Genomic DNA, 14,249 nt, shown 5'->3' with positions numbered 1-14,249 from the left:
AAGGACGAAGGGTATTACCAATCAATACCAGCCTGAGCCTTAACCCCACTCTCAAATGCATGCTTCACTGGCCGTAACTCACTGACCGTATCGGCAAGAGCAATTATATCGCGATGACAGGCACGGCCGGTGATAATAACGCTTTGGTTTTCGGGTCGGTTTTTTAGTGCGGTAATGATTTCATCTAATGCTAAATAGCCGTAGGTGACCATATAGGTTAATTCATCTAAAATGACCAGATGATAGGAGGGGTCAGATAGCATTCGGCAACCCTGTTCCCATACCTCTTTTGCCGCGAGCGCGTCCGCCGTCTTATTTTGTGTGTCCCAGGTAAAGCCTGTTGCCATAATATGGAACTCGACGCCGTTGCGTGCCAACAGATTATATTCACCGTTTTCCCAGGTTCCTTTAATAAATTGCACCACACCCACTTGCCTATTGTGGCCAACGGCTCTGGTTGCTGTACCAAAAGCGGCGGTAGTTTTTCCTTTGCCATTGCCGGTAAAGACAATAATGACGCCGCCCGTTTTAGTTGCTTGCGCAACCCGTGTCTCAACTTGTTCTTTAATATGTTGCTGCCGCTGTTGATAACGCTCTTCGCTCATAGTAATACCCTCGCGCAAATCTATTGCTGACAGCCAGCACAGGCCTTCATTTGGATCTGGTCAAAAAAGGAATTACCTTTGTCATCAACTAAAATAAAGGCGGGGAAATTGCTGACTTCCATTTTCCATACCGCTTCCATTCCCAGCTCTGGATACTCAATACATTCCAGACTTTTGATATATTCCTGGGCTAAAATAGCCGCCGAGCCGCCGATACTGCCTAAATAAAATCCACCGTGTTTATGACATGCCTCCGTAACCTGCTGGCTGCGATTGCCTTTTGCCAGCATCACTAAACTTCCTCCATGAGATTGTAAGAGGTCTACATAAAGATCCATGCGGCCTCCGGTGGTTGGCCCCATTGACCCTGAGATATATTCATCTGGCTTTTTCGCCGGCCCCGCATAATAGATAGGGTGGTCTTTCATGTATTGCGGTAATTCCTCCCCCTGCTCCAAACGCTCTTTCAGTTTTGCGTGGACAATATCGCGGGCGACAATCAATGAGCCATTAAGTGATACACGGGTTGATACCGGATAATCAGAAAGCTGCCGACGAATTTCCTCCATCGGTTGGTTAAGATTAATATTAACCACCGTCCCTTCGTTATTCATCCGCAAAGACTCAGGGATGTATTGCTCAGGGTGTTGTTCCAATTTTTCCAGCCAGATGCCGTCTTTATTTATTTTGGCTTTAATATTGCGGTCAGATGAGCATGAAATAGCCATACCTATTGGGCAAGAACCACCATGACGTGGCAGACGAATAACTCGCACATCGTGAGCAAAATACTTGCCACCAAACTGAGCGCCTAAGCCAAACTCACGAGAGGCCTGAAGTAACTCTTGTTCCAATGCTGTATCACGAAACGCCTGCCCGTATTCGTTTCCTACTGTAGGTAAGTTGTCATAGTATTTGGTTGACGCCAGTTTGGCTGTCTTCAATGTTAATTCCGCAGATGTTCCTCCCACCACAAACGCAATATGATAAGGAGGGCAAGCCGCCGTTCCTAAACTCCTCATTTTCTCAATTAAAAAATTCTTCAGCTTGGTTGGTTCCAGTAGCGCCTTGGTTTCCTGATACAGCGCAGCTTTATTGGCTGAACCACCGCCTTTATTTACAAACAGGAACGAATATTGCGCGCCAGTCGTTGCGAAAATATCAATCTGCGCCGGTAAATTGGTGCCCGTATTCACCTCGTTATACATATCCAATGCGGCATTTTGCGAATGCCGCAAATTATCGTCACGGAAAGTATTATAGACACCACGGGATAATGCTTCTGCATCATCAATATCCGTCCACACACGCTGGCCTTTTTTGGCAACAATCGTTGATGTACCGGTATCCTGGCAGTTTGGTAAAATACCCTTAGCTGAAATTTCTGAATTACGTAAAAGTTGGAGCGCCACATATTGGTCGTTTTCGCTGGCTTGTGGGTCATGTAAAATAGCGGCAACTTGCTGTTGATGTGCAGGACGCAGGAAAAAAGAGGCATCATGAAAAGCTTGCTGTGACACTAATGTCAGAGCTTCTGGTTCAATTTTTAATATTTCTTTTCCATCAATTTCAATAGTAGAAACATATTTATTTGTTAATAAGTAATAATCTGTTTCATCCTCAGAAAGAGGAAACATATCTTGATAAATAAAATCATTTTTATACATTATTTTCACTCTATTAGCCAATAGGTAAACAGCAAGAAGAAATCAGAAACATTTATATTAAGTTGGATTTAGATATATATTTAAGAATATCAGACACATTATGCGTCTCATTATTGACTGGATAAAATAAAAAGCAATTGTTCTCTGTGCAACACCTATTGCTTATTAGTTAATAAGTAACAAAAATACTTTATTAAATTTAAAAAAGCAGCACTAAACTCAACAATAGTTTTATTCGCTGCCTTCTTATAGGTATCAGTTAACCCATGTCCTTTTTAATTCTTCTTCTTTCGATTTACTATGAACCCAGCGGCTAAATTTTTGTAAACTTCGCAGCCCTCTTTTGCCATCTTTATAGGTCAGAACAAAATGGTTACCGGTGCTCATGGGTAAGTCACAAGGAATAACCATATCGCCATTTTCTAAATCTTTATGAATGGCAAAACGAGGTAATAACGCCACCCCAAGATTAGAGCGCACAGCGGATATCAACATTGATAAAAGGTCAAATCGAGGCCCCATTCGCACCCTGGGGTTATTAACTCCAGATAAAGCAAACCAATCATACCAAGAGTCCAAACGGGTCGTCTGATGCAGCAGTGTAAATTCATCCATTAATTGTTCTGCGCGCATAACCTTTTTATCATCGCGCCATAACATACTGCTACAGACCGGAACCAGTTCTTCTTCAAATAGATGCTCATTTTCGGCCCACGGGCTACTAAAATCTTCCCGCATAATCGCCGCGTCATATTTTAAGTTTAAAAAATCAGCAGGTGTGGTCAGTGCAATTAAATTAAGTACAATTTCTGGATGATTTTCATGAAAATCACTTAGATTGGGGATCAACCAATGTGTGCTAAATGTGGGGGTTACTGCCAACTCTAGAACTTGCTGAGTCGACTGATAAGACATAATACTTTGTGTATCTCTTTCCAATTGCTCTAATGTATCTCTAACTAAACCAAGATAATAACGCCCAGCATCATTAAGAAAAATCCGCTTACGCACATGGTGGAATAGTGAAACGTTGAGTAACTCTTCCAATGCCGTGATTTGGCGAAAAACAGCACTTTGAGTTAACGCCAGCTTCTCCGCAGCGCGTGTATAGCTTTCATATTGAGCAACTGCTTCAAAAGTCACCAATAAATCTGTTTTAGGAATTTTGCACCGCATTGTAACTCACCCATTATTTCATAAAGTCATTGATTAGATAGCCTGCTATGCCGGGGTTTTATATTATAAATTTAATGCTGGATTTTATTTGGTTTTTAACATACACAAATTTATTTATATAGACATAACACTAAATCGTTTTTGTGATAGCCCTCATAATTATCAATATAAAATGCAATGTTAATGTTAAAAATAAAGGAAATGAATAAAAACATAATTAATGACAATGAAAATAAATAAAGTGACAACTTTAAACCAAAAATTGAACATCATATATTCTGAAGAGTTCATTCCATAAAATTATTAAATAATGGGAGCAGGGTCAAGTATCTACTGCTGCGGTTCATGGATAATGAGCCCGTTCTTAAACTATGTCTTATTTTATTTAATATATTCTTGAACGTTAATTTCAAAAACATCATGCTTTCTCTGCTATAAAGGTTGTTCTAATGAGTGTAGGAAAAGTGTTATTAGTTGGTGCAGGCCCTGGGGATGCTTCATTAATCACTGTCAAAGGATTACTGGCAATCCGTGCAGCTCAAGTTATCGTCCATGACCGTTTAGTTAATACCGAGTTAATTTCTCAAGCTCCGCCAAATTGCCAAATTATTAATGTAGGAAAAACCTCAAATCACCATCCGGTTCCGCAAGAACATATCAATCAAATTTTGGTCGATCATGCTTTAGCCGGTAAAAATGTTGTGCGTCTTAAAGGGGGTGACCCTTATGTATTTGGCCGTGGCGGCGAAGAGGCTGAAAGTCTCTCACATTATGGTATTCCCTTTGAAATAGTACCCGGCATCAGTTCTTCAATTGGTGGATTAGCCTACGCGGGGATCCCTGTCACCCACCGTAATTACGCTTCCAGTTTTCATGTTGTCACCGGACATATGTGTCAGGGAAATGAACCACAAAATTGGAATGCATTAGCACAGTTAGACGGCACCTTAATCATATTGATGGGCATGAGTCGGCAAGAAGAAATTTGCCAGCTATTAATCCAGGGAGGAAAATCACCCGATACACCTGCCGCCGCGGTGATGTATGCCAGCCATCAGCAACAGGTTATGGCCAAAGGAACCCTCAGCACGCTAAAAGATGAAATAGCACGTAAAAAGGTGCATGCCCCAGCACTGTTGGTCATTGGAAAAGTCGTCAATCTTAGTGATGTTTTGGCCTTTACCTCTCACCAAATCGATATCAACCATGAACCACTATTGCAGGCAATATAATGTGTTGCCGGCAAAAATAATAATGTATTGTCGGTAAAAATATTTTTGTTGTAAGGACTGTTCTCATGGCTGAAGCCTGCTGCCCTGCCTCCTGTGGTGAATTGCTCCAAGGGTGGATTTTGGGCGGAGAAAAACTTATCTCCTGCCCCATAAATTGGTATAGCCGGGTGTCAGTAACATTAGGAAAACCAAGCAGATTTGAGCGACCACGTATGCGCCAAATGGTTAAGCAGGTTTTACTGCACTTTGGTCAATCGCCGCTATTAGCTGAGAATATCTGTATCGAGTTCGAATCGACAATTCCCGTGGCGAAAGGATTGGCCAGCAGTACCGCAGATATTGCGGCAACCGCTATCGCTACCACTCGATTGCTGGGGCAATCGCTGTGTGACGAATCTCTCGCTAAACTCTGTGTGGCGCTTGAACCTACTGATAGCACCATATTTAAGAATTTGACTCTTTTTGACCACCAGACCGCACAAACTCAGCTGCCATTTCCCTGGTTACCTGACATCGATATTGTGTTGCTCGAGAGTCCACAGACATTATTGACCGAAGAATTCCATAAAAGAAATCGCCACTCTTTACTGGTGAAACAGGCACCTAATTTAGCAAAAGCGATGCAACAGTTTCAGTTAGCCAATGAAAAACGCTGCTGCTATCGGCTTGGAGAAGCAACCACCTTGAGTGCTATCGCCAGTGAATCGCTACTGCCTAAACCCGAATTCCATCAATTGTTAGATATCGTTGAGCGCAGTGGAATTTATGGTTTGAATGTGGCCCACAGTGGCAGTGTCATTGGGTTGTTGCTTAATCATCGTCAACATGATGTTGACCAGCTTCTTAATATTCTCGCCCAAAAACAATTGATTAAATACTATCCTCAAACTCATTTAGTCAAAATGGTCGCCGGTGGGGTGCGTTAGTAAGAAACAGGTTATCACCACAGTTTTATTGGCAATTAACTCTAATTAATCATGATAATAACACTGGTGTTTATTACAAATTCAGTCGTATTGATAGAAATAAAATCAGTTATTTGTGATGCAAGTAAAGAATATAAAATCATAGCGTAATAAAATATTTATCCACCAAAAAATAAAATATGACCTTCATCACAATAGTGAAATTAAATATTTACCCAACCTGGATCACACTTTTAATTTAAATATTACAGGGAGCAGTAATAACATTCGATAACTATCATTAACAACTTTGCATCAATTATTTTATCTTACTGATTTTACTATATTTAAATACATTAAAAACAGAGAAAATAAATAAATTCAATTGTTTTTATTTTTTTCAAGATCTCCTGACAATATATCAATTGTATTTAAACCACCGGAGAAGCACATTAGAAAACAATGAAACCTCTGCAATTCACAATCAAGTTTTATAGGCGCAGAGAAACACTGACAGTAATTAGAAATAAAAAATCTTAATTTATCGTGGAATTTTCAATACTAGGTTTAATTTTCCACCCACAAAAAAATATAGCATTTGTATTCTACATAGAGGGCTTAACATGCAAAATCCAACAATTGTTATTGGCGTCATTGGTGCTGATTGCCATGCTGTTGGTAATAAGGTGCTAGACCGAGTATTTACCATGCACAATTTCAATGTAATTAATCTCGGCGTGATGGTGAGTCAAGATGAATATATTGATGCAGCCATTGAAACCGGCGCTCAGGCGATTGTCGTTTCCTCTATTTATGGGCACGGCGAGGTAGATTGCATCGGCATGCGTGAGAACTGCATTGAACGTGGGATCGGTGAAATATTGCTCTATGTCGGTGGGAATCTGGTTATCGGCAAACATGATTTTTCAGAAATAGAAACAAAGTTTAAAGATATGGGCTTCAACAGTGTCTTCGCACCAGACTCAGATCTGGAATTAGTCTGTTCCCTGATGAAACGCGATATTGGCTGTATCAGACAAGCAGAGGAAGTAGCCGAGGGCGTGCAATGATCAGCGTTTCTATCGATATTGGCTCCACCTGGACCAAAGGAGCGGTATTCGAGGTGGATGATAACGATAATATTGCCGTGAAGAATTATGCGTTATCCCCCACTACGCCACATCATTTAGCTGAAGGGTTCTTTTCTGTTTTGAATAAGATCCTGGAGGTTAGTGATGCACGACCATTATTAGCCGCAGGGAAAATCAATATTGATTATTCCTCTTCCGCTAAAGGGGGGCTTTCTGTTGCCGCCATCGGATTAGTGCCAAATATTACTTTGGAATCGGCCAAAGTGACTGCGCATTCCGCAGGTGCAAAAGTATCGCAGCATTTCGCCTATAACCTGAATAAGTCTGATGTGCGGGCTTTGGAACAATCACCGCCAGATATCCTGCTCTTTACCGGTGGCACTGATGGTGGAGATTGTAGCCACGGCTTATTGAATGCCAAGCTCTTGGCTCAATCAAATCTTGAATGCGCCATTATTTATGCCGGAAATCGTGATCTGGATGATGATGTGCAGGACATTCTCGGCGGCAAAGATTTAACTATTGTTGATAATGTTCTGCCAAATCTTGATAGCCCTAATCCTTATGGTGCCAGGAAAGCGATTTGTGACATTTTTCTGCAAAAAATTGTTAAGGGGAAAGGGTTAGATGTCATCGTCGATCAGACTGGCGAAGAACCTTTACCGACCCCCTATTCGGTTTTTGAATTAGTTCAGCATATTCGCCAACACGTGCCCGGTTGGGAAACTTTCATGTTGATCGACATGGGGGGAGCAACCACAGATATTTATTCCTCTTATAACAATCATTTAATGCCAGACACTGTCATGCACGGGCTCCCTGAGCCGCTCATCAAGCGAACTGTCGAGGGCGATTTGGGCATGCGCGTTTCAGCTATTAATGCTGGCGAAACCGGCGCGTTAATGATTGAACATTATTTTGCCCATCAACAGACCAAAATCGATGCTTTTTATAACTATCTAAAGTATGCCACCGCCCACCCCGGTTATGTGCCAGCTAACGATGAAGAGTGTGTATTTGACCAATTGCTCGCCGGGATTTGCGTCGGCTATGCCGCAGAGCGCCACGCCGGCACCAAAACCCAAGTCTGCACCTGTGCTGGCAATATTGACCTCCAAATCGGCCGAGATTTAAGCCTGGTGAAGAAAGTCATTGGCACCGGCGGATGGCTCTCCAGAGCAGATTCGTTCGATATTCATAACTGGCTGAAACATCGTGATTTTAATGATAAAGGCAAACAAGTTCTGTTGCCTGACCAGTTTGAGTATTACCAAGATACGCAAGGTTTGCTTCCCCTGCTCGCTAATGTCGCTCGGCGCTTTCCAAAAGCGGCTGCCCAGACTGGCGTTCGAATTTTGAACAATTGATTTTTGAACAAATAATAATTGGAGTCATGATGGAACTTCGAAATAAAAAGCTTTCTTTAGACGATTTTATGACCGAGCGCTTTCACGTCTTAAAAACTTGGCACACCGGTAAGGATGTGGAGAATTTTGAAGATGGCGTGAAATATCAGCAGACTATTCCTGAGTCAAAAAACTTTGCCAAAGCCTTATTTGAAGCTGATAGCAAGGGAATCACCCTAAGCCAGCCTCGTGCTGGGGTGGCGCTGATTGAAGAACATATTGAACTGCTAAAAACGCTGCAAAAAGACTGCGACCTGTTGCCGACCACCATTGATGCCTATACCCGCCTTAATCGCTATGAAGAAGCGGCCGTCGGCATCCAAAAATCCATTGAAGCGGGGACATCAAAGCTTAATGGGTTACCGGTGGTCAATCATGGCGTAACCGCCTGCCGCCGCATCACAGAATCCTTGTCTAAACCACTGCAAATCCGCCACGGCACACCAGATGCACGCTTGCTGGCCGAGATAGCGATGGCCAGTGGATTTACCAGCTACGAAGGCGGCGGGATTTCGTACAACATCCCTTATGCCAAACGTGTAACGCTGGAAAAATCCATCCGCGACTGGCAGTACTGCGACCGGCTGATCGGGGTATATGAAGAGCACGGGATCCGCATCAATCGCGAGCCATTTGGCCCCTTAACGGGCACGTTAATCCCGCCATTCGTTTCCCATGCAATCGCCATTATTGAAGGGTTATTGGCATTAGAACAAGGGGTTAAGTCGATAACTGTCGGCTACGGTCAGGTGGGCAATGTGGTGCAAGATATTGCGGCTATCCGCTCTTTACGTGAGCTGGCCGATGAGTATTTCCACGCCAATGGCTACGAAAATTACGAACTCAGCACAGTATTCCATCAATGGATGGGTGGCTTCCCGGAAGATGAGTCTCGTGCATTCGCCGTTATCTCTTGGGGTGCTGCGGTCGCCGGTATGGCGGGCGCTACCAAGGTGATTACCAAAAGCCCACATGAAGCTTATGGCATTCCAACTGGCGAGGCCAATGGTCAAGGGCTGAGAGCATCAAACCAAATGCTGAACATGGTTCGCGATCAAAAATTCCCACCTTGTGTGGAAGTTGATCGCGAAGTTGAGCTGATTAAACGCGAAGTTCGCGCCGTAATGAACAAGGTATTGGAATTGGGTCAAGGCGATATCGCAATAGGGACTGTCCGTGCCTTTGAAGCCGGTGTGCTGGATGTTCCTTTTGCACCAGCGACCTGCAATTTGGGAAAAATGATGCCAATCCGTGATAACCACGGTGCCATCCGCGTGTTCGATGCCGGTTCTGTCCCGCTGCCGAAAGATGTTCTGGCACTGCACCATGATTTTGTCGCCGAGCGGGCCAAAGAAGAGGGCCGCACACCGTCATTCCAAATGATCATTGACGATATTAACGCCGTATCTCACAGCAAATTAATAGGAAGACCATAATGAAAATCAAACAAGTCCTGTTCACTGCCGGTAACTCATCTTTCTATTTTGATGATCAACAGGCAATCAAAAACGGCGCAAAACTGGATGGTTTTATCTATCAGGGCCAGCCTGTGACTGATGGTTTTACCTCAATTCGTCAGGCTGGCGAATGTGTAAATATCCAATTAATACTAGAAAACGGGGCCGTCGCCGTGGGTGACTGCGCCGCAGTACAGTACTCTGGTGCCGGTGGTCGTGATCCGTTATTTATTGCCGCTAACTTTGTTCCTTTCCTGGAAAAACATATCAAGCCCTTGCTGGAAGGCCGTGATATCAGCGAGTTTCGCCTGAATGCGCGCTTCTTTGATGAAGTGACCATCAATGGCAAACCGCTACATACGGCGATCCGTTATGGTCTTTCCCAAGCTTTATTGGATGCTACCGCATTAGCCACCGGCCGCTTAAAAGCAGAAGTCGTGTGTGACGAATGGCATCTGCCGCTTATCGCCAAGCCAATCCCGCTGTTTGGGCAAAGTGGCGATGATCGCTATATCGCCGTCGATAAAATGATCCTCAAAGGTGTCGATGTTCTGCCACATGGTCTTATTAATAATGTGGATGAAAAACTGGGGCGCAATGGCGAAAAACTGCGTGAATATGTGCGTTGGTTGGCGAAACGCGTTACTGATTTACGGGTTGACCCGAATTACAAACCTAACTTGCATATCGACGTTTACGGCACTATTGGCCTGATTTTCGATATGGATCCAATGCGCTGCGCAGAATATATCGCCAGTCTGCAAGAACAAGCGGGGGAGCTGGATCTGTATATTGAAGGGCCGGTTGATGCTGGCAATAAACCAGACCAAATTCGCCTGCTAACTGCAATTACCCAAAATCTGAAAAAACTGGGCTCTCCTGTCAAGATAGTGGCCGATGAATGGTGCAATACCTATCAAGATATTATTGATTTTACTGATGCCGGCAGTTGCCACATGGTGCAGATCAAAACTCCGGATCTGGGCAGTATCCACAACATTGTTGATGCCGTGCTGTACTGCAATAAAAAAGGGATGGAAGCCTATCAAGGCGGCACTTGCAACGAAACCGATATCAGCGCCCGCACCTGCGTGCATGTGGCTATCGCCTCTCGTCCAATGCGCATGCTTATCAAGCCAGGTATGGGGTTTGATGAAGGGATGAATATTGTGTTTAACGAGATGACTCGGACTATCGCGCAACTGCAAGCTAAGGCGAATTAATATGTCTAAAACCTTTAAAATTCTGTCGCCCACCGCCATCCTTGGTTACGGATTTCCAGAAGAAAGCTTTATGCGAGCAATGGAAGAATCGCCCGATTTAATCGCGGTAGATGCCGGTTCTTCCGACCCAGGCCCTCACTATCTGGGATCAGGTAAACCATTTACTGATCGCGCGGGGGTAAAACGAGACCTGCGTTACATGATAACTGCGGGCGTAACACAGGGGATCCCGGTGGTGATCGGCACTGCAGGGGGTTCCGGCGCGGCACCACATCTGGAATGGTGCCGCCAGATAATTTTGGAAATTGCCAACGAAGAATCGCTGAACTTTACTCTGGCGGTTATCCCCGCCGATGTCAGCAAAGCCGTGGTTCATGCTGCCCTTGATGCTGGCAAAATTCAGTCATTGGATTTTGTTCCTGAGCTCACCCATGAAGCCATTGATGCCACCACGTATATAGTGGCGCAAATGGGGGTCGAGCCTTTTCAAGAAGCCTTGCAAGCAGGTGCGCAAGTGGTATTAGGTGGCCGGGCTTACGATCCGGCATGCTTTGCAGCACTCCCTATAATGAAGGGTTTTGATGAAGGTCTGGCACTGCATTGTGGCAAAATTCTGGAGTGTGCCGCCATTGCCGCAACACCGGGGTCTGGCTCTGACTGTGCGATGGGAATTCTGGATGAAACTGGCTTTACGTTGAAAACCTTCAATGAGAAACGCCAATTCACAGAAACCTCCGCAGCAGCGCATACATTGTATGAAAAATCAGATCCTTACTTCTTACCCGGCCCAGGTGGAATATTGAATCTGTCGGCTTGCCAATTTAAAGATGTGGGTAATGGTCAGGTTCGCGTTAGCGGGTCGGTGCATGAAAATACCCCTTACGCAGTGAAGTTGGAAGGGGCTCGCCCAGTGGGGTATCGCACTATCAGTATTGCTGGCACCCGCGACGCGATTATGATTGCCGAGATCGATAACATTTTGCTTGAAGTCCGCAAAAGTGTTGAGAAAAACCTGAGTATTGCGCCTGACACCGTGCAGCTCAATTTTCATCTGTATGGCAAGAATGGCGTGATGGGAAAAATGGAGCCAGAGCCAAAAACCACTTCTTATGAATTAGGTATTTTGCTCGATGTAGTCGCCCCTTCCCAAGCCCAGGCAGACAGTATTTGTTCACTTGCCCGCTCGACCTTGCTTCATTATGGCTATATCGGCCGAATTGCAACCGCAGGTAATTTAGCTTTCCCATTCTCGCCATCAGATATTAGGGCAGGTCTGGTTTATGAGTTTTCCATTTATCATTTGATGGAATACACCCCGGAAATTGCCTTTAAGTTCAAGTTGGAGAATGTAACAGCAGAAGGAGTGATGGCATGAAAATATCAATATTGGAATTAGCTCATGTCGTCAGGTCAAAGAATGCCGGGCCATATGAATTAGTGTTGGATATCTTGTTCAAGAATAAAGATATCTATTCCAGCATTAAAGATTCTGGTCAGTTTCAAAAAGAACTCATCGCCAAAATCTATAAAATTGAACCTAAACTTGTTCATAGAATAGTGTGGTTCGACCCCGCCAATGCGGTCAAAATAGTTATGCCGCGTAGCTTGGTGTCCGGGGCTGTAGGCGATACCGATGTCTATGGTGCGCAACAACATGCGCCATTGCTGAAGCTCGAGTTCAATATTTAGTTTTTAATTAGCCGTAATATTAGAAGATAAATATCCGAAGAACCCGGTGCATTGTGCTGTCTGATGCACCGCTTTCGATATAACAACAAAATACAACACCGGTACTTTTATTGAAAATTTTATAAAAACTAAACCACCCTACTTATAAATGGAATCATTATGAAATCAAAGAATTTGACCACAATGATTATTTTGGGCCTGATAATAGGTATCATTGTCGGGTTTTTAATAAATTCCTTTAGCAGCCCTGAATTCGCCAAATCATACTCCTCTGAAATATCTATTTTCACCGATATTTTCCTACGTTTGATTAAAATGATTATTGCTCCATTGATTATCTCAACCTTGGTGGTTGGGATTGCAAAAATGGGTGATGCCAAAACCTTGGGACGTGTTTTCTCAAAAACACTATTCCTGTTTATTTGTGCCGCATTTATTTCAATTCTGCTTGGTCTGGTGATAGTTAATATCCTCAAACCGGGCGATGGAATCAACTTCGTTGCAGAAACTGCTAGCGCCGTTGATGGCATCAAACCTGTGCCATTCTCCGCGAAAGTGTTTATCTCGCATGCCATTCCGACCAGTATTGTTGATGCGATGGCACGCAATGAAATCCTGCAAATTGTCGTGTTCTCAATCTTTATGGGGATTAGCCTGTCGGCCATCGGCGAGAAAGCACAGCCTATCGTCTCCGTGCTGGACTCGCTGGCTCATTTGATGCTGAAGCTTACCGGCTATGTCATGCTATTTGCGCCACTGACCGTCTTTGCTGCTATTTCAGCGATGATTTCTGAACGTGGTTTAAGTGTGCTGGTCAGCGCCGGTATCTTTATGGGCGAATTCTATCTAACCCTTGGGCTGCTATGGCTTATTTTGATTGGCTGTTCAATTGTTCTGATTGGCCGTTGCACCTTGCGGTTAATTAAAGGTATCAGCGAACCGGCACTGCTCGCTTTTACCACTTCAAGTTCTGAAGCGGCCTTCCCCGGCACATTGGAAAAACTGGAAGAGTTTGGCGTTTCTAACAAAATTGCCAGTTTTGTTCTGCCCATTGGTTATTCCTTTAACCTGGTGGGCTCAATGGCCTATTGCTCTTTTGCCGTCATATTTATTGCTCAGGCATGTAATATTCATTTAAGCATGGGTGAACAGGTCACCATGTTACTGATTCTGATGCTGACATCTAAAGGTATGGCAGGTGTTCCTCGCGCGTCATTGGTAGTCATCGCCGCAACCTTAAGCCAATTTAATATTCCTGAAGCGGGCTTAATTCTGTTAATGGGTGTTGATCCCTTCTTGGATATGGGCCGCTCGGCCACCAACGTAATGAGCAATGCCATTGGTGCGGCACTGGTTGGACGCTGGGAAGGAGAACATTATGGTGAAGGCTGTCATGGTGTTGCCAAAAGGCGTGTTTATTGAGGAGGAAACTATTCTTGCTCAAGAAGTTTTCACTCTTGAAGCCCCCGCCAAATAATACCGCGAATATATTTTCGTTATTCTCGAAATATCAAGAACCTGGGCTGAGGTTAGTCTGGGTTTTTTTCGTTGTGTACAAGGTGATTTCTGAGTTGGAGAGTTGCTGAGTTTGGGGAAATTACTGAGTTTTGGGGATATTACCGAGGTACTTGATATAATGGTGGGTCGTGCGGGATGACTCGGCCGCTGGCCTCGCCCTGCGGGTCAACGCTTGCGCGTTGCTGTCTCGCTACGCTCGGCTCGAACCTGAACGCAGGTCTCACCCACACGATTTTGTGTAGTCTGTGATTGCTGAGTTTGGGGGATATTACTGAGGTAC

The 14,249-nt window shown here is 44.2% G+C and carries 12 protein-coding genes and 1 other RNA gene; 9 read left to right on the top strand and 4 right to left on the bottom strand.

Annotation, left to right across the window (positions count from 1 at the left end; genetic code table 11):
• Positions 1–14: 14 nt before the first annotated feature.
• The 3 genes from cobO to YROHD0001_RS00465 form a co-directional block, all read right to left on the bottom strand.
• The gene (cobO, locus tag YROHD0001_RS00455) at positions 15–605 is read right to left on the bottom strand and encodes a cob(I)yrinic acid a,c-diamide adenosyltransferase (RefSeq protein WP_004716840.1); all 591 of its coding nucleotides are present in this window, start codon (positions 603–605) and stop codon (positions 15–17) included.
• Positions 606–625: 20 nt separating this feature from the next.
• A complete protein-coding gene (locus tag YROHD0001_RS00460; RefSeq protein WP_004716839.1) occupies positions 626–2,272 on the bottom strand; it encodes a fumarate hydratase in 1,647 nt (548 codons plus the stop codon).
• Between the two features lie 255 nt (positions 2,273–2,527).
• The gene (locus YROHD0001_RS00465) at positions 2,528–3,448 is read right to left on the bottom strand and encodes a LysR substrate-binding domain-containing protein (RefSeq protein WP_004716838.1); all 921 of its coding nucleotides are present in this window, start codon (positions 3,446–3,448) and stop codon (positions 2,528–2,530) included.
• Positions 3,449–3,897: 449 nt separating this feature from the next.
• On the opposite strand from YROHD0001_RS00465, the gene cobA reads away from it, so the two are divergent.
• The 9 genes from cobA (at position 3,898) to YROHD0001_RS00500 (ending at position 13,873) form a co-directional block, all read left to right on the top strand.
• Positions 3,898–4,680, top strand: coding sequence for a uroporphyrinogen-III C-methyltransferase (gene cobA, locus YROHD0001_RS00470; RefSeq protein ID WP_032818449.1), 783 nt, complete (start codon positions 3,898–3,900; stop codon positions 4,678–4,680).
• Between the two features lie 65 nt (positions 4,681–4,745).
• Positions 4,746–5,606, top strand: coding sequence for a GHMP family kinase ATP-binding protein (locus YROHD0001_RS00475; protein WP_004716835.1), 861 nt, complete (start codon positions 4,746–4,748; stop codon positions 5,604–5,606).
• 602 nt (positions 5,607–6,208) lie between these two features.
• Positions 6,209–6,655: a methylaspartate mutase subunit S gene (glmS, locus tag YROHD0001_RS00480; RefSeq protein WP_004716834.1), complete on the top strand. Its 447-nt coding sequence runs from the start codon at positions 6,209–6,211 to the stop codon at positions 6,653–6,655.
• Positions 6,652–8,043, top strand: coding sequence for a methylaspartate mutase accessory protein GlmL (gene glmL, locus YROHD0001_RS00485; RefSeq protein WP_032818447.1), 1,392 nt, complete (start codon positions 6,652–6,654; stop codon positions 8,041–8,043). Before glmS ends, glmL begins: the two co-directional genes overlap by 4 nt.
• A 29-nt stretch (positions 8,044–8,072) precedes the next feature.
• Complete coding sequence (locus tag YROHD0001_RS00490; protein WP_032818445.1) at positions 8,073–9,518, top strand: methylaspartate mutase subunit E; 1,446 nt, start codon at positions 8,073–8,075, stop codon at positions 9,516–9,518.
• Positions 9,518–10,762 carry a methylaspartate ammonia-lyase gene (locus YROHD0001_RS0118910; protein WP_032818444.1) on the top strand — a complete coding sequence of 415 codons (1,245 nt, stop codon included), beginning with the start codon at positions 9,518–9,520 and terminating at the stop codon, positions 10,760–10,762. Before YROHD0001_RS00490 ends, YROHD0001_RS0118910 begins: the two co-directional genes overlap by 1 nt.
• 1 nt (position 10,763) lies before the next feature.
• Positions 10,764–12,137, top strand: a complete 1,374-nt coding sequence (locus tag YROHD0001_RS00495; RefSeq protein ID WP_004716831.1) for an acyclic terpene utilization AtuA family protein — start codon at positions 10,764–10,766, stop codon at positions 12,135–12,137.
• Positions 12,134–12,451 (top strand): DUF4387 domain-containing protein, encoded by a 318-nt coding sequence (locus YROHD0001_RS0118905; protein WP_032818441.1) that lies wholly within the window; start codon positions 12,134–12,136, stop codon positions 12,449–12,451. The genes YROHD0001_RS00495 and YROHD0001_RS0118905 overlap by 4 nt, the downstream gene beginning before the upstream one ends.
• Positions 12,452–12,610: 159 nt before the next feature.
• Complete coding sequence (locus tag YROHD0001_RS00500; protein WP_032818439.1) at positions 12,611–13,873, top strand: dicarboxylate/amino acid:cation symporter; 1,263 nt, start codon at positions 12,611–12,613, stop codon at positions 13,871–13,873.
• Between the two features lie 215 nt (positions 13,874–14,088).
• Here YROHD0001_RS00500 and YROHD0001_RS19885 read toward each other — a convergent pair.
• A non-coding RNA gene (locus YROHD0001_RS19885) (RtT sRNA) lies at positions 14,089–14,213 on the bottom strand.
• Positions 14,214–14,249 lie beyond the last annotated feature (36 nt).

This window comes from Yersinia rohdei ATCC 43380 (assembly GCF_000173775.1).
Lineage (GTDB): Bacteria > Pseudomonadota > Gammaproteobacteria > Enterobacterales > Enterobacteriaceae > Yersinia > Yersinia rohdei.
This window is presented reverse-complemented; position numbering and strand designations above follow the sequence as displayed.